Annotated in this window: 25 protein-coding genes; 13 read left to right on the top strand and 12 right to left on the bottom strand. The window is 62.7% G+C overall.

Annotated elements, in window-relative coordinates:
• The first annotated feature begins 22 nt into the window (after positions 1-22).
• Both ATY78_RS26340 and ATY78_RS26335 read left to right on the top strand, forming a co-directional pair.
• Positions 23-523, top strand: a complete 501-nt coding sequence (locus tag ATY78_RS26340; RefSeq protein ID WP_088685235.1) for a GFA family protein — start codon at positions 23-25, stop codon at positions 521-523.
• A gap of 121 nt (positions 524-644) precedes the next feature.
• Positions 645-1,175 (top strand): dihydrofolate reductase family protein, encoded by a 531-nt coding sequence (locus tag ATY78_RS26335; protein ID WP_088685234.1) that lies wholly within the window; start codon positions 645-647, stop codon positions 1,173-1,175.
• Between the two features lie 10 nt (positions 1,176-1,185).
• On the opposite strand, the gene ATY78_RS26330 is transcribed toward ATY78_RS26335, so the two are convergent.
• A complete protein-coding gene (locus ATY78_RS26330) occupies positions 1,186-1,569 on the bottom strand; it encodes a VOC family protein (protein WP_088685233.1) in 384 nt (127 codons plus the stop codon).
• 314 nt (positions 1,570-1,883) lie between these two features.
• On the opposite strand from ATY78_RS26330, the gene ATY78_RS28670 reads away from it, so the two are divergent.
• Positions 1,884-2,051 carry a hypothetical protein gene (locus tag ATY78_RS28670; RefSeq protein WP_190237529.1) on the top strand — a complete coding sequence of 56 codons (168 nt, stop codon included), beginning with the start codon at positions 1,884-1,886 and terminating at the stop codon, positions 2,049-2,051.
• A 7-nt stretch (positions 2,052-2,058) separates the two neighbouring features.
• Here the strand turns inward: ATY78_RS28670 and ATY78_RS26325 are convergent, their stop codons facing one another.
• Together ATY78_RS26325 and ATY78_RS26320 are read right to left on the bottom strand one after the other, a co-directional pair.
• The gene (locus ATY78_RS26325) at positions 2,059-2,607 is read right to left on the bottom strand and encodes a DUF2087 domain-containing protein (RefSeq protein WP_088685232.1); all 549 of its coding nucleotides are present in this window, start codon (positions 2,605-2,607) and stop codon (positions 2,059-2,061) included.
• Positions 2,608-3,018: 411 nt separating this feature from the next.
• Positions 3,019-3,801: a phosphodiester glycosidase family protein gene (locus ATY78_RS26320; protein WP_088685231.1), complete on the bottom strand. Its 783-nt coding sequence runs from the start codon at positions 3,799-3,801 to the stop codon at positions 3,019-3,021.
• Between the two features lie 184 nt (positions 3,802-3,985).
• Here ATY78_RS26320 and ATY78_RS26315 point away from each other — a divergent pair, with 184 nt between their 5' ends.
• The gene (locus ATY78_RS26315; protein ID WP_088685230.1) at positions 3,986-4,369 is read left to right on the top strand and encodes a VOC family protein; all 384 of its coding nucleotides are present in this window, start codon (positions 3,986-3,988) and stop codon (positions 4,367-4,369) included.
• A 164-nt stretch (positions 4,370-4,533) separates the two neighbouring features.
• On the opposite strand, the gene ATY78_RS26310 is transcribed toward ATY78_RS26315, so the two are convergent.
• From ATY78_RS26310 to ATY78_RS26300, 3 genes are all read right to left on the bottom strand, one after another.
• Entirely contained in the window at positions 4,534-5,706 is a 1,173-nt protein-coding gene (locus tag ATY78_RS26310) for an MFS transporter (RefSeq protein ID WP_088685229.1), read from the bottom strand.
• A 333-nt stretch (positions 5,707-6,039) separates the two neighbouring features.
• A complete protein-coding gene (locus ATY78_RS26305; RefSeq protein WP_088685228.1) occupies positions 6,040-6,462 on the bottom strand; it encodes a potassium channel family protein in 423 nt (140 codons plus the stop codon).
• Between the two features lie 19 nt (positions 6,463-6,481).
• Positions 6,482-6,832, bottom strand: coding sequence for a hypothetical protein (locus tag ATY78_RS26300; RefSeq protein ID WP_088685227.1), 351 nt, complete (start codon positions 6,830-6,832; stop codon positions 6,482-6,484).
• Between the two features lie 150 nt (positions 6,833-6,982).
• On the opposite strand from ATY78_RS26300, the gene cax reads away from it, so the two are divergent.
• The 3 genes from cax (at position 6,983) to ATY78_RS28345 (ending at position 10,433) form a co-directional block, all read left to right on the top strand.
• The gene (cax, locus tag ATY78_RS26295) at positions 6,983-8,062 is read left to right on the top strand and encodes a calcium/proton exchanger (protein ID WP_088685226.1); all 1,080 of its coding nucleotides are present in this window, start codon (positions 6,983-6,985) and stop codon (positions 8,060-8,062) included.
• Positions 8,063-8,200: 138 nt separating this feature from the next.
• Positions 8,201-9,577, top strand: a complete 1,377-nt coding sequence (locus ATY78_RS26290; protein ID WP_088685225.1) for a TIGR02594 family protein — start codon at positions 8,201-8,203, stop codon at positions 9,575-9,577.
• A 337-nt stretch (positions 9,578-9,914) separates the two neighbouring features.
• Positions 9,915-10,433 carry a hypothetical protein gene (locus tag ATY78_RS28345; RefSeq protein ID WP_141105679.1) on the top strand — a complete coding sequence of 173 codons (519 nt, stop codon included), beginning with the start codon at positions 9,915-9,917 and terminating at the stop codon, positions 10,431-10,433.
• Between the two features lie 33 nt (positions 10,434-10,466).
• Here the strand turns inward: ATY78_RS28345 and ATY78_RS28665 are convergent, their stop codons facing one another.
• Together ATY78_RS28665 and ATY78_RS26285 are read right to left on the bottom strand one after the other, a co-directional pair.
• Positions 10,467-10,640, bottom strand: a complete 174-nt coding sequence (locus ATY78_RS28665) for a hypothetical protein (protein WP_190237528.1) — start codon at positions 10,638-10,640, stop codon at positions 10,467-10,469.
• 174 nt (positions 10,641-10,814) lie between these two features.
• Positions 10,815-11,291 carry an Lrp/AsnC family transcriptional regulator gene (locus tag ATY78_RS26285; protein ID WP_088685224.1) on the bottom strand — a complete coding sequence of 159 codons (477 nt, stop codon included), beginning with the start codon at positions 11,289-11,291 and terminating at the stop codon, positions 10,815-10,817.
• A 105-nt stretch (positions 11,292-11,396) separates the two neighbouring features.
• On the opposite strand from ATY78_RS26285, the gene ATY78_RS26280 reads away from it, so the two are divergent.
• Positions 11,397-11,924 carry an alpha/beta hydrolase gene (locus ATY78_RS26280; RefSeq protein WP_088685223.1) on the top strand — a complete coding sequence of 176 codons (528 nt, stop codon included), beginning with the start codon at positions 11,397-11,399 and terminating at the stop codon, positions 11,922-11,924.
• Positions 11,925-12,233: 309 nt separating this feature from the next.
• A complete protein-coding gene (locus ATY78_RS26275; protein ID WP_088685222.1) occupies positions 12,234-12,485 on the top strand; it encodes a hypothetical protein in 252 nt (83 codons plus the stop codon).
• Positions 12,486-12,537: 52 nt separating this feature from the next.
• On the opposite strand, the gene ATY78_RS26270 is transcribed toward ATY78_RS26275, so the two are convergent.
• Complete coding sequence (locus ATY78_RS26270) at positions 12,538-13,377, bottom strand: SDR family oxidoreductase (protein WP_088685221.1); 840 nt, start codon at positions 13,375-13,377, stop codon at positions 12,538-12,540.
• Between the two features lie 146 nt (positions 13,378-13,523).
• Here ATY78_RS26270 and ATY78_RS26265 point away from each other — a divergent pair, with 146 nt between their 5' ends.
• Complete coding sequence (locus ATY78_RS26265) at positions 13,524-13,901, top strand: helix-turn-helix domain-containing protein (protein WP_190237527.1); 378 nt, start codon at positions 13,524-13,526, stop codon at positions 13,899-13,901.
• 130 nt (positions 13,902-14,031) lie between these two features.
• Here ATY78_RS26265 and ATY78_RS26260 read toward each other — a convergent pair whose 3' ends face one another.
• The 3 genes from ATY78_RS26260 to ATY78_RS26250 form a co-directional block, all read right to left on the bottom strand.
• A complete protein-coding gene (locus ATY78_RS26260; protein WP_348626701.1) occupies positions 14,032-14,862 on the bottom strand; it encodes a hypothetical protein in 831 nt (276 codons plus the stop codon).
• 284 nt (positions 14,863-15,146) lie between these two features.
• On the bottom strand, positions 15,147-15,350 hold the full coding sequence (locus ATY78_RS26255; RefSeq protein WP_088685219.1) for a hypothetical protein: 204 nt from the start codon (positions 15,348-15,350) through the stop codon (positions 15,147-15,149).
• Positions 15,351-15,506: 156 nt separating this feature from the next.
• Entirely contained in the window at positions 15,507-16,148 is a 642-nt protein-coding gene (locus tag ATY78_RS26250) for a dihydrofolate reductase family protein (protein ID WP_088685218.1), read from the bottom strand.
• Positions 16,149-16,237: 89 nt separating this feature from the next.
• On the opposite strand from ATY78_RS26250, the gene ATY78_RS26245 reads away from it, so the two are divergent.
• The 3 genes from ATY78_RS26245 to ATY78_RS26230 all read left to right on the top strand — a co-directional run bounded on the left by ATY78_RS26245 (position 16,238) and on the right by ATY78_RS26230 (position 19,285).
• Positions 16,238-16,753, top strand: coding sequence for a helix-turn-helix domain-containing protein (locus tag ATY78_RS26245; RefSeq protein ID WP_088685217.1), 516 nt, complete (start codon positions 16,238-16,240; stop codon positions 16,751-16,753).
• 514 nt (positions 16,754-17,267) lie between these two features.
• Positions 17,268-17,939 (top strand): response regulator transcription factor, encoded by a 672-nt coding sequence (locus ATY78_RS26235; protein WP_088685215.1) that lies wholly within the window; start codon positions 17,268-17,270, stop codon positions 17,937-17,939.
• Positions 17,939-19,285 carry a HAMP domain-containing sensor histidine kinase gene (locus tag ATY78_RS26230; protein ID WP_088685214.1) on the top strand — a complete coding sequence of 449 codons (1,347 nt, stop codon included), beginning with the start codon at positions 17,939-17,941 and terminating at the stop codon, positions 19,283-19,285. Before ATY78_RS26235 ends, ATY78_RS26230 begins: the two co-directional genes overlap by 1 nt.
• Positions 19,286-19,315: the final 30 nt, after the last annotated feature.

Below are 19,315 nucleotides of genomic sequence, written 5' to 3'. Positions count from 1 at the left end.
CTATCTCTTGAGGAGGAGAAGAATGAAACGCATCGAGAGGGAAGTGAGCGGCGGCTGCCAGTGCGGGGCCGTGCGCTACCACGCGACCGCAATGCTCGACAATTCGCATCTCTGCCATTGCCGCATGTGCCAGAAAGCCTCGGGCAATGCCTTTGCCGCGCTCGTCGCCGCGCCCGATGATGCGCTCGTCTGGACACGCGGCAAGCCTGATGTCTGGAAGAGCTCGGAGCTTGTCGAGCGCGGCTTCTGCGCCAATTGCGGCACGCCGCTGTTTTTCCACCACCTCGAAAACGGCCGCACCAACCTGATGATCGGTTCGCTCGACGATCCGCACGCCTTCCCGCCGCTTGCCAATACCTGCACCGAAAACATGGTGGCGTGGTTCGATACGATCACCGATATGGAAAATACCGGGCCGACCGAAAACAACGGCGCCGACTGGGCGGCGGCGATCAGGAAGAGCAGCAACCAGCATCCCGATCATGACACCGCCGCATGGGCGGCGAGGGAGCGGGATCGCTGAGCACTATTCCCACGGCTGTGCCCGCGGTGCAAAACCAATTGCAAAATAAAAGCAGTCAAGTTAACTTCGGATACTCTGACAACCTCCGCACGGATGCGCCCTCCAGGGAAAGGAAGTGGGTATGGCCAAGCTCGTATTCGGAATGAACCAGTCGCTGGATGGTTACGTCGATCATATGGCGTTTGGGCCGAGCCCGACGCTCTTTCGCCACTTCATCGAGTCCACCCGGCAGCAGGCGGGCAGTGTTTATGGCCGCGTAATGTATGAGATCATGCGGTACTGGGATGAGGATCATCCGGAATGGGGTGCGGACGAGCACGCCTTCGCGGCGGCGTGGCGGAGCCAGCCGAAATGGGTCGTCTCGCGCTCGCTGACGTCGGTCGGGCCGAGCGCGACTCTCGTCAAGGGCGATCTCGAGGGCGCGATGCGGGCCTTGAAGGCCGAGCGGGACGGGGAGATCGAGGTTGCCGGCCCGAACCTGGCGCGGAGCCTGACCGAACTTGGCCTGATCGATGAATATATCATCTATCTGCACCCCGTCGTGCTCGGTCACGGCGCGCCGTATTTCGCCGCGCCCCGGCCGCCGCTGCGGCTTTTGAGCCAGGATCTGATCGACGAGAATGTGATCAGACTGGTTTACGTTCCCGCCTGATGCGGCGCGGCTATTGCCGCGCGGGCTGAAAGAGTTCGACGAGATTGCCGGAGGGATCTATCAGCAGGATCTGCGAGCCTCCGGGGCCGGTGACGACATCGTTGCGGAAGCGGACGCCGCTTGCCCGCAGGCGCGCCACCTCGGCCGCGAGATCGTCGACGACGAGATGAATGCGGTTCCAGCCGCCTGGAACCGGCTGCTCGCCATCGGGCATCGGCCGGCCCGCCGAGCTTGCGGGGCCGCTCAAGAGCAGCCGCAGCGCGCCGCGCTTGACGTCCGCGAAGGCCGGGGCATGCTTGGAAATCAGGGAAAAGCCGAGATGGGCGACATACCAATCGATTGACGCCTCGACGTTCTCGACCATGTAGCGCACGTTGACTGTCTCGTCGGCCATGGCTGCCTCGCAAGGGCTGGAGAAAACGGCGAGAGTTTAACAGACCGGCCTCCGATTGGGAAACCGCCTTCACCGCCGTCTCGGGCAGGTGGGAGGTGCTTTTTGAAGCTACCGGCAACGCATTGCAAAACCCTCGGCCTTGTGCCGAGGATCTGCGCTTGTCGGTTAAGTGACTGAAAATAAGTGTTTTTCCAGCTAGCCAATTATCGTGGTCAGATGCTCGGCACAAGGCCTGATATGACGGAGGAGACGCTGTCGACAAACTCAAGCTGGCGGCTGCGAGGCCGCCGGTTTTCCCGCGCTACATTGCTGGCATGGATATCATCTATGCCTTGCTCATCGTCGCCGCGGCCATAGCGATCATCTATCTGGCCGGCCGATGGAACACATCGGATGCCGATCACTATATGGGTTTCGACAATCTGCGTTCGCGCCGCAAGCGCCAGGCCGAGAGCCCTGATGACGATGGGAAGCCGGAGTGAGCCGCCGTCAGCGTGAGGCGCGCTGACGCAGGATCGCTGCCGCGTTGGCCGGCATCGGCCGTTCGATACGCTTGTAGACGCTGCCGTCGCGCGTTCTGTTCACCAAGCCGACATCGCAGAGTTCGCGCCGCAGCAAAGCGTGATCTCCGAAGAGGTGCCTGTCGCGGAGGAGGGCGCTGACTTCTTTTTCCGGCATTTCGCGCGCCGCCGGAATTTGCGACCAGAGGACCCAAAGCGCGGTTATCTGATCCATCCGCCGCGAGGGCCATCGCATCAGGCGAAGGTCGCCGTCGAAGCTGCGGAGAACCCTGTCGATGAGCTTGCGGTCGATCTCCGGCTCGGCAGCGGGCGCCGATGCGGGAAGGATTTGTTCGCTGCCCGATGGATCGGCCTTGGCGCGCAGGTTCTGGAAATTGCCATGACCGGCGGCTCTGGCGAGCATGTTGAGGAATTGCAGGTGAGAGGGAAGCCCCTGATGCAGGGAGAGCTGCGTGCGCAGCGATTTGGCGAATGCGGAGGTGTCGCTCACGCTGAGCGGAATGAGTTTTCTGGACATGACCTATCCTTTGGTCGTGCCGTTCCAAACGGATGATCGGTGATCGCCCTTCCGACATGGCACGGGATCGGTGTCCATATCTCAGTCATTGTCAGGTTTAGCGTGTTCCGGAGAACGGCGATGCCTGGGTGAACTGTTGACCCAGTGCAGGAATTAGCACTGCGGGCTGGATGTTTCAACTGTCAGCCTTTGGCGAAGTCGGCGGCGGTCAGGGGGATGGGCCGGTAGCCATTGATGTCCGCGATGCCACCGATGCCGCGGCTTCCGCCAGTTGCCAAAGCGACGACATCTCTCATCCTGGCTGGCCTCCCGAAGCAGCTGAGAAGGGCATATAGGCACTGCGGCGCGTCCGGTGCGACGGCTTTTTTAGAAGCGCCGGCGCCTGTTGGATTCGTTCGCGGCAGCCGGCCCCTATTCGACGAGGCCGAGGATCGGGCCGTAGCCGCCGTGCCAGGAGTAATCGTTGCGGCGCAGCGCCGGATCGTAAAGCCCGACGCCGCGCCCGCCATCGAGGAAGAGGGCGTCCGGGCATTGCAGCTCATCGCGGAACAGCCGGGCGAAATCGTGGAAATTCACCGCGTCCTCGCTGATCGCGAAGCGCACCGCGCCGCCGGCGCAGATGCCGACGCCGTTGCGGCGGGTCTTGTCGGTCGAGCCGGGGATGAAGATCGGGTTGAGCTTGCCTGAGATGACCAGCATCGGCCCGGACTGGGTGGCGAAACGCGCGGCCGGGCGGCGCTTCAGGAATTCGTCGGTCGGCAGGATCTTTGCGCCGGCGTCATCGAGAAGGAACACGCCGTTCGGCTTCTTGTAGAAATTCGGCACCGGCCCGGCCGAGCCATCGGTCTTCGCCTTGTTGACGGGCTTCAATTCCTTGCCGTTCTCGACGTAAAGGCCGAGCGGCGAGAAATCCTGCCGATACATGCCGGCATTGACGGCAAAGACGAGCGTGCGCCCCTCGGCCTGCAGGGCTTCGGCAAGGCTTGAGAAATAGCGGTAGGGCTCGCCGGCGGCATCCTTCCAGAACAGCCGCAGGTCGGCTTTGTCAGGATCGACCGTGCAGACGATGTAATCCGCGCCTTCGAAGCTTTGCGGCTCGCAGGGGGCGGCCTGGGCTTGTTGCAGAGAGGCGATCGTTGCCGCCAGCATGGCGACGGCGGCGAGGAGGGCGGGTTTGAGCGATTTGGTCGGCATGCGTTTTCTCTCGGGTCGGTGAGACTGCAATATGTGGTCGGCGGGGCAGGGGCAATGATTGGATCGGGTGGAGGTCGTTAAAACCCCTCCCCACCTCATTTAAAAGCCACTATCAATGTTCTTGTTATGTTCATATCAATCCGCTATGAAGTCTGTCAGTTCCGCAACCGGGAGAGGGACGTTCATGAGTGTCTACGCAACTGTCGGCGCAATCGATTCCGCCAGGTCGAATGCCTTTTACGATGCCGCTCTGGCCACGATCGGCTGGAGCAAACATCAGGAATTTCCGGGCTGGCGCGCCTATTCCGAGGGCGGCAGGGGCGAAGGTTTCATCCTCTGGGTCTGCAAGCCGTTCAATGAAGAACCGGCGACCGCTGGAAACGGCGCGATGATCGGCTTCATGGCCAAGTCCCGCGCCGAGGTGCATGCCTTCTACGAAGCCGCCATGGCGAGTGGCGGAACGGACGAGGGCGGACCGGATCAACGGCCGCAATACGGGCCGAACTGGTACGCCGCTTATTTGCGCGATCCGGCCGGGAACAAGATTGCCGTCGTCTATAATGGGTGACGGGGAAGCGGGGTCGCAGGCCGAACCAAGGGAAGGACTGGGAATGTCTGAGCTGTGGGAAGCCCAGCGGAGGCTGCAGGCCGAGGCCGATGAGGTCGTTCAGGCGCTGCAGCTCGACGCGCTTCTTGGCGATCTCGGACAGCCCCGGCCGCCCCTTTCCCTATTCACGCACCCTGCCGACCGAGTTCGGGCTCGCCGATGCGGCGTGCGGCCGGGGCCAGGGCCTTGGTGACGAAGAGGGCGGCCAGGATGAGGGGGACGACGGTCCAGTAGGAGATGCGGATGCCAAAGTGTTCGGCGATGAAGCCGAGAAGCGGTGGGCCGGCGAAGAAGACGACGAAGGTCGTCTGGCCGAGGGCGGCGACGTTGACCGAGGCGGGGCGGTCGGTGCGGCGGGCCGCTGCCGAGATGGCGAGCGGATAGACCGAGGAGCAGCCGATGCCGGTGAGGCCGAAGCCGAGCAGTGCGATGGCGGGATGCGGCGCGGTCGCGACCATGATCAGGCCGACGGTCGTGAGCGCAAGCAGGGCGATTGCGACCGGGCGCGGATTGAAACGGTCGACGATCGGGTCCATGGCGAGCCGGCCGATGGCGATCGTGAGCGAGAATATGGCGACGCTCAGCCCGCCGATGAAGGGTTCGACCGCAAAGACGTCGCGCATGTAGATGGTCGACCAATCGACGCTCGCGCCTTCGGCGAGAAGGGGTGCCGCGGCGATCAGGCAGAGAGGCATGAGGCCGAGCGTCGGGAGGGCGATATGCGAGGCGTCGCCGGGATGGGCATCCGGCCGCTTCGGCGCATTCGCGATGCCGGAGAAGACGATGGTTCCCGATATCAGCACGGCGGCCAGCACGATGAGGCCATGGATTTCGATGGAGATGCCGGCCTGGCGCATGCCGGCGGCAACGAAGGCGGTGAGGCAGAAGCCGAGGCTCCACATGCCATGGGCGCGGCTCATGATGCGATAGCCGAGCAGCGCCTCGTGGCGGTCGGTCTCGATATTGGCGTTGATTTCGAAGGCGCCGGTGAAAATGCCGGCAAGGAAGAACAGCGGCGCGGCGGCGAGCGCCGACGGCATCCAGGGAATGGCCGCAAACAGGCTCGCCGCGCCGAAGACGGTGGCGAAGGCGGTGCTGCGCGCGCCGAGCCTTTCGATGAGCCGCACCGAAAAGGTCAGGCCGAAGAGGACGCCTGACGACATGGCGACGAGGAGCACGCCGAGCTCGCCTTCGGTCAAGGCGAATTTCACCTGCAGATCCGCCAGGCGAGACAGCAAGGCTCCGAGCGAAACGGCTACGGCGAACTGGATGAAGAAAATGCGGTGATGCGGCTTCATGTCGGGCTTTGCTCCGTGCGCGGGAACTCGACTGCGGAAACGCGGGTGGGATGCTTCGGGTTCGCCGGCACCTGGAATCGTTGCTGTGCGCATGTCCTGGAAGGGCTTTTGCGTGACATGCTTTGGCCTTCGGCGCAATAGCCGGATAAGGCGCGGGCGGCGGTGGGTTCTGAAATCGCGGATTGGCGTAGGGCTTGCCGGCCGCTGCAGTCGGGCGGTTCCGCCGTCGGTCAATCCTGCGGCGCCGGTTGAGCGGAACCTCGCAACTATCGGGAAGCGAATCGAAAAACTCTTGAAGGGCGGCGGCAGCGCATGTGGGCTCTGGATCTAGAGCTAGCCGATATCGGCGTCGGCCCGGAAATAGAGCCGCTGGATGACGGCCATGATCAGGGCGGTCGCCCAGCCGAAGATAATCCAGCCGTTGACCGCTTCGAAGACGGAGACCTGCCGCCAGTCCTTTCCGAGCACGATGTCGCCGTAGCCGACCGTGGTGAAGGTGACGGTCGAGAAGTAGACGGCGTCCTCCAGGGTCGGCAGCGCGCCCGAGGCGTAATAGAGCAGGGCCCAGATGCCGATGTCGAGCACGATGGGTATCAGGAGATAGCTGACCCAGACGACCGTGGCGGCGGTGGCGTGACGGCTGAGATAGTCCGGCTCCATCCGCCTGAAGACACGCAGCCCCACCGCCATGAACAGCGCCTGTATCGCAACCGTCGCCGCGATCAGCGCGGCCGCAAGGAGAAGTTTGACAAACACGATGCCTCCGATGCGCGCGTCAACACGGGAGCTGGCTGTGGCCGCTGCTGCGGGCGGCCAATCGTTCGGACAATGCGATCTGGTTTCCGGCGTCTTCGGCGCGGGCGCGTCTCAGGAGCCAGGCAATGAGGCAACGGGCCTCATGCCGTTCGAGCAGGATTGCGGTGGCGCCCACCTCGGCTGGCCGCCCGGTTTGCCGGTCGACGACGTTGACCAGGTTATGGCGCGTCGGGACGCATCGGTAGCGCGTGGGCATGCTCGCTTCCCCGGGTTCGGTGCGACGCTCGATCCCCGTTCTCTTCGAGAACCGGGCATGTGCGCCGTCGATAAGCATAGCAATCCGTCCGTTCGCCGCATTGAGCGAGATCAATCCTCACCTTCTCCTGTCTTGATCCGGGTCAATGCACGGCGGCGGCCATCGCTGTATGCGTAGAGGTGTCAACGTCAGGTGGACTCCGTCGTGGAAAAGGTTCGACAGGCACAGGGAACCTCACGCTTCGCCGCGGCAAGAAACGCCGTGATGGCCGAGCTTCGCAATGCGCCGCTTCTTTGTCTCCTCGTCTTCGTGCCGGTGGTCATCCTGACCGAGATCGCCGCGCCGGAGGCCCATACCCTGTTGTTCGTGCTTTCGGTGCTCGCCATCGTGCCCCTGGCGGCACTTCTCAGCCGCGCGACGGAAGCGGTCTCGGCCCGCACGGGAGATGCCGTCGGCGGCCTGCTGAACGCCACGCTCGGAAACCTGACGGAACTCGTGATCGCTTTTGCCGCCCTGCAGGCCGGCCAGTATCTTCTCGTCAAGGCATCGATCGCCGGCGCGATCGTCACCAACACGCTGTTCATGATGGGCGGGGCTTTCCTGCTCGGCGGACTGAAATATCATGTGCAGGAGTTCAACCGCGTCAGCGCGCGCTTCCAGGCCTGCCTGCTTTTCCTCGCGACCGTCGCCATGCTGGTGCCTTCGGTGATCGGCAGCGTGGATCAGGGGGCTGACATTTCACATCCGCTCAGCCTCGGCATCGCCCTGATCCTCATCGCGGTCTATGCGATGGGCATGCTGTTTTCGCTGAAGACGCATCGCGAACTCTTCGCCAGCGTGGCGGAAGCAGCGGAAGAACACGGCAACTGGCCGCTCTCAACCAGCATCACGGTGCTGGTCGTCGTCACGCTCTTCGTGGCATTGATCAGCGAAGTCTTCGTCGGATCGGTCCAGGTGGCGGCCGAGCAGATGGGCATGACGCCGGCATTCGTCGGCTTTATAGTCGTGGCGCTGGTCGGGGCGGCGGCGGAAATGACCACCGCCTTTTCCGCCGCGCGCGCGAACCGCCTCGATCTCAGCGTCGGGATCGCGCTCGGCAGCGCCTCGCAGATCGCGCTCTTCGTCGCGCCCATACTCGTCGTCATCAGCTATTTCATCGGCCCGGAGCCGATGTCGCTGCAGTTCTGGCCGGGCGCGGTGACGATGATCTTCATCGCCACGATGGCGGCGACGCTGCTTTCGAATGGCGGGCGCGGCGCCTGGTATGTCGGCGTGCTGGCGCTTGCCGTATATTCTATTTTCGGTCTCACGCTCTTCCTGCTGCCGCCGGCGACGCCCTCGTAAGTGTTTCGCGCGCAACCAAGCGAAGCAACTCCAGCTAAATTAATGCCTACTCCATAGTGATTATTGCACCTTTAAGGTGCAGGTGATAGTTATACTTTGCGAATCAATCCTATTATTCAAATATTGAGAGGGCGAGACATGCATAAGGTCATTGATAGCCCATGGGAATTGGGCCGTTACGCCAACGAGCTGAAAGCATCTGGCGTCGAGACGATCATTCGTTACTATAATCACAGCAATTCGACCCGGTTGCCGCAGAAGCGGATCGAGAAGGCCGAATATGACGATATTCTGGAGGCGGGGCTCTCGCTGGCCGTGGTTTTTCAGCAGAGAGGCGGCGTCGGCGGCAATATCGGCGATCTCGATACCGAGTCCGGGGCGCGGGACAGCGAGCGTGCCCTGGCTCTCGCCGAGACCTATGGGCAGCCGGAGAATTCGGCGATCTACTTCTCCGTCGATCATGATTACTACAAGGCGGCGGATATCGCTTCGATCAAAGCTTACTTCAAGGCCGTATCGAGGGCACTGAACGGCAAGTACCGTGTCGGCGTCTATGGGTCGGGCGCCGTGGGCAAGGCGGTTCGCGATGCCGGTTTCGTGGACTTCATCTGGCTCGCGGCGGCGACAGGCTGGTCGGGCACGCGGGAGATGCTCACCACCGACCAATGGGCGCTCTACCAGATCCATCCGCCGCTCAATTATCGCGGGACCGGCTATGACGGCAATATCGTCGGCGGGAGATGGAAGGATTTCGGCCAGTTCCGCGCCGGCGAGGAGGGCAGCGCCTTCGCGCTCGGCGCCTCACGCGGGCTGGCGGCTGCCGTGGAACGGCATTCGGAGCTTGCCGAAGTCAGCGCCGCCGGCGGGCTCAACCTGCGCCGGGGGCCGGGCGAAAGTTTCGCCGTGGAAAGGGCGCTTCCGCTCGGCACGCCGGTGACGATCCTGGAACGCAACGGCGAATGGGCCAAGGTCGATCTCGACGGCGACGGCACGGTCGACGGCTATATGCATGCGAGCTTCCTGAGGGTGCTCTCCGGCGGCTTCCCGATCGAAGAGGCGATCGGCACGACACCTTACCGTGTTGCCAGGGCGGAGCTGGCAAAGGGTGTGGGCGAGGTGGCCGGCCCGGGCAACAATCCGCGCATCGTCATGTATCACAAATCGACCAATCACTGGTCCGGGACGGATGACAGCGTTGCCTGGTGCTCCTCCTTCGTCAATTTCTGCGTCGAGCAGGCCGGCATGATCGGCACCGACCGGCAGGATGCGCGAAGCTGGAAGAACTGGGGAGAGAACGTGACCGACAATCCGCGGGAAGGCGACATCGCCGTCTTCGCCCGCGGCGCGGTGAGCGGCTCGGACGGGCATGTCGGCTTCTTCGTCGCCGACGAGGGAGGCCCGACGGTGAAGATCCTCGGCGGCAATCAGAGCGACAGCGTCTGCTACCAGAACTATCCGAAGGACGGCGATCTCGGCGGCACGCATTACAAACTGCTCGGCATCCGCAGGGGGTGAGCGGAACGTTGGGCGGGAGTCGGTTGCGGCAGCCCAGCGTGAGGGGCTGCCGCGCCGGCGTTAAAGCCCGGTGCTTTTGCCTTATACTCGGCCCGGCGGAAGAGCCAGGTCGGTAATGCGGGCGGCGCCGAACGCAGTCGTGTGAGGGAGACTCTAGCGACGGACGCCGTGAGCGGCGAGTGAAAGGCAAACATCGCCTGTTGCCGAGCAAGACCACCAACTCGACCTTTGGGCTTTTGCGATCACTCCGGTTTGCAATCGAGTATACAGCTTCTGGGAGAGTGTGGCCGGGCTACCAATCAGCGTCTTAAGTGGCGTTTCACTAGAGGGGGTGAAAATGACGAGATTTCTCAGCTTGTTGATGACTCTTATTTCGATTGGAACCCTGGTGGCATGCACAAGCATTGTTGCCGAACCCACAAATACAAGATCGAAAGTAATCTACGCGAAGGACGGGCGAACCCGATTTGTAACGAAGAACGCGCCTCACGGCACAACTGCAGGCACAATATCCGACCCGCAGCTTTATCTTGTTGAGGAGAGAACCGGCGGTGGCCGCACAACGTTGCACTGGTTTTTTAGCTATACGTACGACAATCGCAGAGGCACCCACGGCTTCAGCAAGAACTCAAGCCATCATTCTCAAAGGCTTTATGTAACGATTTGGAAGGACATAGCGGCTCCGGGGCGCGATAGGCGATTGAAAACTGTATCCACTCAGATACAACGGGGGAGGTGCTGGCGCATTCGCTCTGACGAAGAGGGCATTTTCCCGAGCAACTTCTTCGATCAGATGGATTATTTCACGCTTAGCTGGGATCCCCGTTTTATTTGGGCGAAGAACGCGTGCCCTTGACGTCGTGACCCCGCAGACTCAAAGTTGCGGCCTTTACCAGGCGGTGCGGGCGGCGCCGAGTGCGGTCGTGTGAGGGGAGGAAACCTGGGCGACCTGGGCCTTCAGCGATACGGCGCAGTTTCCCGGAAAACTCAGCTTGTGCAGCATCAAATGCTTCAGCAACGCCTCGGCGTCGCGCTCTTCGGTAAGCGGAAATGTCACGGTCATGCGCGTTCCTCCAACGAAACCACTGAGCATCCGCATAAAGTTAAAATCCAGAATCTGTTGCATCGCAACAAGAAAATTTTAATGATAAAATTAAAATCGATTAATTTTTTGGTGGGGTTTTTAAGATCGTTTTAAATGGGTCCTGGGGGCGCGGGGGCCGAAGGTGTAACGCGCTTAAACCCTCGCAATCAAATCGCGGCCTACGGGTTTCGGGCGTTCGCTGCGCAGGACGATGGCCGTCGTCACCGAGCCGTACCGGGCGACGGAATCGACGATGCGCTCCAGATCGGCCGGCGATGGGACGACGACCTTCAGATGAAAACAGTCTTCTCCCGTCAGCCGCAGCACTTCGATGATCTCCGGCATTTGGGAAAACTGTTTCAGGCAGGGTTTGATATGTTCGTGCGTCGTGCGCAGACGAATGACCGCCATCATGCCGAGCCCGAGGGAGGCAGGATCGACGACAGCCCTGTAGCCCGTGACGATGCCTCGCTCCTCCAGCCGTTTCAGCCGCTCGGAGGCGGCGGGCTGGGAGAGGCCGACCTTCCTGCCGAGTTCCGAAACGCTGATCCGCCCGTCGTTCTGGAGGATCTCGATCATGGCGATGTCTGTCGGATCGAGCCCTGGGCGATTTTCGGAGAATTTTGCCATTTGCCTTGAATCCATCGGTTTCTGCTTCTCTTTTCCGATGGATGCCAATTCTCCCGGCTGATGTAAATCGCCAGAATGCGCCGACAGCAATGAAGAGGTGAAGCAGTGAGCGAATTCATTCATCTGCCCGGCATCGGCAATTCGGGAAGCAGCCATTGGCAGACGCGCTGGGAGGAGGCCGATCCCTCCATCTGCCGTTTCTCGCCGGCAAGCTGGGACGAGCCGGAGCTTTCCGATTGGATTGCGGCGCTGGACTGCGCCGTGCGGGCCGCTGTAACCCCGCCGGTTCTCGTGGCGCACAGCTTGGCGTGCCTGCTGGTCGCGCATTGGCAGACGATCTCGGACGCGCCGGTGGCGGGCGCGTTCCTGGTCGCCGTGCCCGATCCTTCCTCCGCGGCATTCCCTGCACAGGCGGCCGGTTTCGCAGACGTGCCGCAGCAACGCTTCCGTTTCCCATCGCTGATCGTGGCAAGCACCGATGACCCCTATGGTTCGCTGGGCTATTCGCAAACGAGAGCCGCTGAATGGGGAAGCGACTTAAAAATCATCGGCGCGGCCGGCCATATCAATGGACAGAGCGGATTGGAAAGCTGGCCGGAGGGGGTGAGGTTGCTGAAAGCGTTCGCGGGATGAGGATTGCAATCGGGGTGTCGTCAGCCCTGCCCATCCACCTTCATCCTGAAATACACAGCCCCACTATACAGCTATGGCAACGTACAAGGATGAGGTCGGAGAGAGGTTGCGGCGTGAGGCTCGAGCGCCTTCGGGCTACCTCAGGCTGAACGTCTTCTGCTTTCTTTCACTCGTCGTTTTCGCCTTGTTGCCGCTGGCCGGCGAGGGCCGGTTGCCTTCGCGGCGCTCCCGTCTCGTCGCCTGCTACGGGCCGTTGCAACCTCCAGGTCGCATTCCTACGTATCCACCAGATGGAGCGAGGGAGAAACCATGAACAATCAGGGGCCGAAGGCGAGCAATCGGCGGTTCCTTCATGGTTTCAGGTCGTTGTTGGAAGCTGTTATCGAAGGGGCTTGTGAGGCCGATGGGGAAATTGCCTTTCTGGTGATGGCCGCGGCCTTCCTCATCCTTGGCCTCATCTACATACCTGGCGTTTTATACGAACTGATCGGCCGGGGCTGGAGAGCTTGCCGGTATTGGCGCGTTCGGGCGCGGCGTGGCACGGTGCTCGTCCGGCGCTGACGCACCTATCGCCATGCTCGGCGCAAGGCCGAGCATGGCGATAGGGTGGCGGTTAGGCCTTCAGCGCCGCGGCGTAATCGGCGGCATAGGTCTTCAGCGAACGCGGCGGCTTGCCGGTCAGCGTCTGGACATCGCCGGTGACGACGGCGGTCCAGCCCTGGCGGACCGGGTAGAAGATCGAGGCGAGGAAGCTGGCGTAGTCGGCTGGCACGCCGGCGCCGGTGAGGATGCCGATGAAGGCCTCGTCGGTGATGGCGTCATAGGCGACCGGTTTGCCGATGGCCTCGGAAAGGATGGCGGCGGCTTGTGTATAGGACAGGGCTTCCGGGCCGGTGAGGTTGAAGGCTTTGCCGTCGAAGGCCGGCGAGGTGAGGGCGGCGATGGCGCTTGCGGCGATATCGCGGGCGTCGATGAAGCTCGACTTGCCTTCGGCGGCGGGAAGCGCGATCTGGTCGTGGTCGATGCCCGGCTTCCAGAAGGTGTGGAAATTATCGGCGAACCAGTTCGGACGCAGGATGACGTAAGGCGTACCGGATTTTTCCAGCGCGATCTCGACCTGGCGATAGGGGATGGAATCATCGGCATCGACGCCGATGACGCTCTGGAAGACCACCTTCACCTTGCGGCTCGCCGCCGCTTCGATGACGGGCAGCAGCAGGCCTTTGGCATCGACATAGCCGGAGGCGAGAAGCACATGGGCGCGGTCGACGCCTTCGAACGCCGGGCCGAAGGTTTCCGGCCTGGCATAGTCGAAGACGACGCCTTCGGCGCCCGCCACCGGCTTGCCTGCGCGGGAAGCGGCCCTGACGGTCTCGCCCTTGGCCAGCAGCCCTTCCACCACATGCTTGCCGACGGTGCCCGTCGCGCCGAGAACGAGAATTGTGTTGCTCATGCCATTCTCCTTGGTATCTATTGGAAACTATCTAACCATGAGATAGATACAGGCAATTCAGGATTATAAAAGAGAGCACTTTTTCGTAACATGGTTTCGTCAGGGAAACCGCTGGTTTCCCCGAGGAAACCGGGAAGGGAGCAGAGATGACGGCGATGCAACAGGCTTATGACGTCTATGAGGACCGCTGCCCGACGCGGCTGGTGCTGGACCGGCTGGCGGACAAATGGGCGCTGCTCATTCTCGACCGGCTGAAGGGCGGGCCGATGCGCTTCAACCATATCCGCCGCGATATCAAAGGCATATCGCAGAAAGTTCTGGCGCAGACGTTACGGAAGCTCGAGCGCAACGGGCTGCTCTCCCGCACGATCTTTCCGACCGTGCCGGTGACAGTCGAATATGCGCTGACGCCGCTCGGGCGCACCCTGACCGACACGGTTTCGGCCCTGACGCATTGGGCCGAGAAGAATATGGATGCGATCTTTGCCGCGCAGCGGGCTTATGATGAGGCCTATCCGGGGTGAGGTTCTCTTGAGCGCCGGCGGTTGGGCGATGCAAGGAGCAGCGCTGGAGCGTGTGCTTCGAGGCTTCGCCCTTTCGGGCTGCGCACCTCAGCATGAGGGACGTTGGAGGATGCCGAGGATCGGTCGGAGGTCACTCGACCTGGATGTGAATATGGTCGTCGTGGCGGGCGGCGCGGCAGCCCTGGAAGCGGATGTGGGGATCGGTGATCCCGAGCGCGTTCTTCAGATGCGGCTCGATGAAGATTTTCTGCAGGCGGAAGCGGCTGACGCCTTCCGTCGTCAGCCAGGCGATGGCGGCCGAGGTGCGCTGCTCTTCGATCCGGTAGGCCGGAAAGAGCGGCTGCAACGCGTCGAAATCCCAGCGGGTGGTGAGCCAGTCGTGGCGGCCGGCACAGGGCAGTTCGTCGCCGGCGGCGGGTTCCTCGAAGGCGAAATAGCCGATCGGGGAGCGGGTCGCGCCATTCAGGAAGGCGCCGTCGGCATCCTTGTAGTAATAGGCGAAGTCGAGCTTCTTGCCGTCGGTATGCGAGAGATGCGGCAGCAGCGGAAAGCCGTTGAGGAAGGGGAAATTCGCATCCAGCGCGACGGTGACGGTGCCGGGAAATTTCTGATCCATATGCGCGGCGAGCGCCTGTGCGAGATCGCGGACCTCTGAGGTGACATAGTTGCGGTTGAGCAGGCAGTAGATCGGGGAGCGGACCACGAGCCTGTCGGCGGCATTCGACAGGCAGGAGAGGGGCACCCGGCCGAATGCCGGCGCGGTGAGGCTCGCGGCGAAAGCGGCGCCGGCATAAAGCAGCAGGAAGAGGGCGAGCCTTGCGGGAAGACGCCGTATGCCGATGGCGCGGGCGGCGGCAAGCGCGAGGAGATAGGCAATGCCGCCGATCTGGGTGAGCAGGGTGAGGATGACGACGATCAGGGCGTGGAGGGTAAAGCGGAGCACCGGGCGGCCTTGCTGTATGGAGGTTGCATTGCCTTAGGTGAGGTGATGGGGATGCGCAAGATGGGGGCGCGGCGCCTCGTACTTCGAGGTTGCTGCGGGGCGCCATCTCTCCTCCCTCATGCTGAGGTACGCAGCCCGTAGGGCGGAGCCTCGAAGCACGCGCCGCCGCGTTGCTTCTTGCATCACTCAACCGTTGGCGCGCCCGCCTCGTCCTTCAAGGCCCTTCGGGGCACCTCAGGATGAGGCTTCGAGCCCCCTTGCGGGGCACCTCGGGATGAGTCTTCGAGGCCGCTTCCAGGATTCTACTGGTGGTCCATCTGCTGCGACAGCTCGGCGAAAAGCTGCTCGGGGGCGGTTTTCGTCTGGACGAGGTCGACGGCGATGGTGATGGCGCGGCGGCCTTCGACGCTGTCGATGTCGAGCTTTTTCTCGCTGCACCATTGCTGAACGGCGTCGGTGACGAGGTTTATCTCGCTGTCGTCGAGGGAAATGAGAGACTGGAGCAATTTCGTGCCCCCCGTTGAACGGCAAGAGCACGTATGAACTCCCAAGCGGTCCCGCCGAATGATCTGATGGGCCGACGCCGATGATTGTACGCTATTCGAGCGGGAACGCCACGTCTATTTCAGACGGTTCGTTTGTGCACCGTCGCGGGGCGGCGGCTATTTCGCCAGCACGATATGCGTGGCTTTTTCGCTGGCGACATGTTCGGTGACGCGGAAGCCGAGCGCGGGCAGGTCGATGCCTGCAAACATCGCTTCGCCCTGGCCGAGCAGGACGGGGGAGGCGACGAAATGCAGTTCGTCGACGAGATTCGCCTGGAGATACTGGCGCACGGTCGAAACGCCGCCGCCGATCTTGACGTCCTTGCCGCCGGCCGCGGCCTTCGCCTGATCGAGCGCCTCATGAATGCCGCCGGTGATGAAGTGGAAGGTGGTGCCGCCCTCCATGACGATCGGCGCGCGCGGGTAATGGGTGAGGATGTAGGTCGGCGCGTGATAGGGCGGGTTCGGACCCCACCAGCCTTTCCAGGCATCGTCGGGCCACTCGCCGCGGATCGGGCCGAACATGTTGCGCCCGAGGATGAAGGCGCCGAAATTGGCCATGGCGCGCGAGGCGTAATCCTCGTCGATGCCTGTCGAGCCGTCGTCCTTTCCCATCATCGCGCGGAAGGTGCGGGTGTGGAAGAACCATTGGAACATCTCCGGCCCGCGCTTTCCGAGCGGATCATTGACGCTCTGCTCCGGCCCGGCGCCGAAACCATCCACGGAAACGGAAAATCCTGCAACGCGCACCTTGGACATGTTTTCCTCCACCTGATTGCAAATTGAAACTAGTTGTTTTCTCGCATAAGTGATCCTATAATGCAACTGGTTTCTGCAGGAGATGTTTCGTGGATATAGAATTGCGGTCCGGCTGCCCGATCAACCTGACGATGGAAGTGCTCGGCGACCGATGGAGCCTCATTATCATCCGCGACATCATGTTCGGCAACCGCCGGCATTTCCGCGATCTGCTCAACCATTCGGAGGAGGGGATCGCCTCCAACATTCTTGCGGCGCGGCTGAAGCGGCTGCTCTCGCTCGGCTTCATCAGCAAGCGCGACGATCCGAGCCACAGCCAGAAAGCGATCTACAGCCTGACGGAACCGGCAATCCAGCTCGTTCCCGTTTTGGCCATGATCGGCGCCTGGGGACGGCGCCACCTGCCGGTGAGCGAGGATCTCAGCATCCGTGCCGAGCTCCTGGAAGAGGGCGGACAGCCGCTGTGGGACGAATTCATGGAGGACCTCCGGCAGATCCACGTCGTCGATCCGATCGGCGGGGCGAACGGGACGGTGACGTCGCCGGTGCTGAAGCGGCTGACGGCGGCGTTTCTGGCGGTGCGGGAGAGGATGGCGGCTATGTAAGCTGGGGGCGACAATGAAGGGTGTGCCTGGTGGCCCCCTCATCCGACCCTTCGGGCCACCTTCTCCCCGCTGGGGAGAAGGGACCAAGCCGCACGGCCGTCATTCCGACAGCCGAAGTTCTAGAGGGAGTGAGGCGCTGCCACGATTCCGCTTCTCCCCAGCGGGGGTCCGAAGGACGGGCGAGACCCGTGGCTCGCCCCGGTTGATGCCGGCAGGCAGATGAGGGGGCTGCGTGGCAGGGCGTTTCTTTCATTCGCGCCTAGCCGCAAGTGGATCTACCTCACGAACAGTATCACCAACGGCCCCGCCAGCAGGCTGGCGAGGATGAAGGCGGAGAGGAAGTAGGTCTCCAGGATACGGAGGATGAGCTTGAGGTGGGGCATCTTGGTGTCCTGAATTGCGATGCCCGATCCTCGGCGGCAACAATTGCGGCAGCATGACCGGCTGCCTTTCAAGTTCCGCAATGTTGCTGCAACCCTTGCGGCCGAAACCGGGGTGCAAGGGTTGGGTGGCGATGCGGATTTTGTTGATCGAGGATGAGCGGGAACTGGCCGGAGCGCTGTCGGCGGCGCTTGGGAAGCATGGGATCGTGACGGATCACACCGCACATCTGGCCGACGCCGTGGAGCTGACGCGGCAGAATCTCTATGATGCGATCCTGCTCGACCGGCGGCTGCCGGATGGTGAGGGGCTGCGGTTCATTCCGGAACTCCGGCGGACGGGAAGGGATACGCCGATCATCGTGCTGACGGCGCTGAACGAGCCGAAGCAGCGGGTGGAAGGGCTGGATCTCGGCGCCGACGATTATCTCGGCAAGCCGTTTCTGGTGGAGGAGCTGATGGCGCGGCTGAGGGCCGTGCTGCGCCGGCCGCCCAACCTTTCCGAACTGAAGATCACGGCCGGGCGGATGGTGATCGATCCCTTACATTTGAGCGTCAGCGTCGGTGACGTGCCGCTCGATCTGCCCCGGCGCGAGCTTCTGGTGCTCGCCGCTCTCGCCAAGCGCAAGGAGAAGACCGTGCTGCGCTCGACGCTGGAGGCCGCGGTCTACAATTATGAGGAAGAGATCCAGTCGAACGCGCTCGATGCGCATATATCGCGGCTGCGCAAACGGCTGTCCGATGCGGGTGCGGAGGTTTCGATCCACAATATCCGTGGTGTCGGTTATCTCATGAGGGAAGAGTGATGAGCAGGGAAAGCAAGGCCAATCCGTCGCTCTGGTGGCGGCTCAGCTGGCAGCTCAGCCTCGTTTTCGCAGGCGTGGTGACGGCCGTCACCATCGGGCTCTGCTTCTATGGCGCGACGATCCTTTCGCCGAACGTCGCTTTGGAGGACCATGTCACCGCCGCGTTGACGCCGGCCGTTGCGCTCGATGCCGAAGGGCGGCTCGAGATACGGGATACGCCGGAGCTGGAAGCGCTGAAGCGAGAGTATGACGGGCTCTGGTATGTCGCGGCCGTACGGAATGGATCTTACGTCTCCTATGGCACCATTCCTGCCGCTTATGGCGAGCTTGCGCGTCTGACCTATCTGTTCGAAGGGGCCGATATCAGGGGGGCGGCCGGCACGGACGAGATCGCCTCGGTCGAAAGCGCTGAGACCCCGATCGGCGAGCTCAGGGTGCTGTTCGGTGGCGTCGCCGACAAGGGCTGGCCGGTTCTGACCCTGATGGGGGCGGTTTATCCGATCTACGTGCCGCTGTTTGCCATCGCCTTTCCCGCGGTTTTCCTCGCCGTACCCAGGATCGTGCGGCGCGGGCTTGCCAGTGTCAGCGAGGTTGCCCGCAAGGCGTCGGAAATCGAGCCGCGCCGCTACGATGCGCGCCTGCCGCTGGACGGCATTCCGAGAGAGGTCGCTCCGCTGGTGATCGCCTTCAACGAGGCGCTCGACCGGCTTGAGAACGAGCACCGCAAGCGGCAGCACTTCCTGATGGATGCGGCGCATGAGCTGAGGACGCCGATCGCGATCATGCAGACGCGGATCGATGGAACGGCCGAGGGGCAGGACCGCCGGCGATTGCTCGACGACGTCGCGCGTCTGGCCGAGACGGCCGAACAGCTGCTCGATTTCGAGCGCAACGATCAGGCGACCGATCTTCATGAGAACGTCGATCTCGTCGAAATCGCCCGCACGGTGGTTGCCGACCTTGCGCCGTTGGCGATCGGCGACGGCTACCAGATCTCGTTTCAGAGCGAAGTCGAGAGGCTGGAGCGCAAGGGCAGCCCTTCGGCCCTGCCGCGGGCGGTCAGCAACCTGGTGCGCAATGCTATCGATCATGGGGGCGGGAGCGGCATGATTACGGTTTCGGTGTCGGCTTCCGGCGGTGGGCGGATCAGTGTCACCGATGAGGGACCCGGCATTCCGGCCGAGCATCGCGAGCTGGTGTTCGAGCCTTTCTACCGTGTGACGCCGAAGAGCAAGGGGGCGGGGCTCGGCCTCAGCCTGGTCAAGCAGATCGCGCTGAACCACGGCGGCGAGGTCCGCATCGAGAGCCGCGCTGCCGGCGCCGAGGTGGCGATCCAACTGGGATAGGCCGGTTGTTTCCGGCAGCCGATGCTGCCG

Source organism: Rhizobium sp. R635 (genome assembly GCF_002211285.1).
Taxonomy (GTDB): Bacteria; Pseudomonadota; Alphaproteobacteria; order Rhizobiales; family Rhizobiaceae; genus Rhizobium.
Note: the sequence above shows the minus strand (reverse complement) of the source record. Positions and strands in the feature narration are given on the sequence as shown.

What these genes read in the sequence shown, in the direction of transcription:
- ATY78_RS26340 (WP_088685235.1), top strand. Translation starts at nt 23, where the DNA reads ATGAAACGCATCGAGAGGGAAGTGAGCGGCGGCTGCCAGTGCGGGGCC.
- ATY78_RS26335 (WP_088685234.1), top strand. Translation starts at nt 645, where the DNA reads ATGGCCAAGCTCGTATTCGGAATGAACCAGTCGCTGGATGGTTACGTC.
- ATY78_RS26330 (WP_088685233.1), bottom strand. Translation starts at nt 1,569, where the DNA reads ATGGCCGACGAGACAGTCAACGTGCGCTACATGGTCGAGAACGTCGAG.
- ATY78_RS28670 (WP_190237529.1), top strand. Translation starts at nt 1,884, where the DNA reads ATGGATATCATCTATGCCTTGCTCATCGTCGCCGCGGCCATAGCGATC.
- ATY78_RS26325 (WP_088685232.1), bottom strand. Translation starts at nt 2,607, where the DNA reads ATGTCCAGAAAACTCATTCCGCTCAGCGTGAGCGACACCTCCGCATTC.
- ATY78_RS26320 (WP_088685231.1), bottom strand. Translation starts at nt 3,801, where the DNA reads ATGCCGACCAAATCGCTCAAACCCGCCCTCCTCGCCGCCGTCGCCATG.
- ATY78_RS26315 (WP_088685230.1), top strand. Translation starts at nt 3,986, where the DNA reads ATGAGTGTCTACGCAACTGTCGGCGCAATCGATTCCGCCAGGTCGAAT.
- ATY78_RS26310 (WP_088685229.1), bottom strand. Translation starts at nt 5,706, where the DNA reads ATGAAGCCGCATCACCGCATTTTCTTCATCCAGTTCGCCGTAGCCGTT.
- cax (WP_088685226.1), top strand. Translation starts at nt 6,983, where the DNA reads ATGGCCGAGCTTCGCAATGCGCCGCTTCTTTGTCTCCTCGTCTTCGTG.
- ATY78_RS26290 (WP_088685225.1), top strand. Translation starts at nt 8,201, where the DNA reads ATGCATAAGGTCATTGATAGCCCATGGGAATTGGGCCGTTACGCCAAC.
- ATY78_RS28345 (WP_141105679.1), top strand. Translation starts at nt 9,915, where the DNA reads ATGACGAGATTTCTCAGCTTGTTGATGACTCTTATTTCGATTGGAACC.
- ATY78_RS28665 (WP_190237528.1), bottom strand. Translation starts at nt 10,640, where the DNA reads ATGACCGTGACATTTCCGCTTACCGAAGAGCGCGACGCCGAGGCGTTG.
- ATY78_RS26285 (WP_088685224.1), bottom strand. Translation starts at nt 11,291, where the DNA reads ATGGCAAAATTCTCCGAAAATCGCCCAGGGCTCGATCCGACAGACATC.
- ATY78_RS26275 (WP_088685222.1), top strand. Translation starts at nt 12,234, where the DNA reads ATGAACAATCAGGGGCCGAAGGCGAGCAATCGGCGGTTCCTTCATGGT.
- ATY78_RS26270 (WP_088685221.1), bottom strand. Translation starts at nt 13,377, where the DNA reads ATGAGCAACACAATTCTCGTTCTCGGCGCGACGGGCACCGTCGGCAAG.
- ATY78_RS26265 (WP_190237527.1), top strand. Translation starts at nt 13,524, where the DNA reads ATGACGGCGATGCAACAGGCTTATGACGTCTATGAGGACCGCTGCCCG.
- ATY78_RS26250 (WP_088685218.1), bottom strand. Translation starts at nt 16,148, where the DNA reads ATGTCCAAGGTGCGCGTTGCAGGATTTTCCGTTTCCGTGGATGGTTTC.
- ATY78_RS26235 (WP_088685215.1), top strand. Translation starts at nt 17,268, where the DNA reads ATGCGGATTTTGTTGATCGAGGATGAGCGGGAACTGGCCGGAGCGCTG.
- ATY78_RS26230 (WP_088685214.1), top strand. Translation starts at nt 17,939, where the DNA reads ATGAGCAGGGAAAGCAAGGCCAATCCGTCGCTCTGGTGGCGGCTCAGC.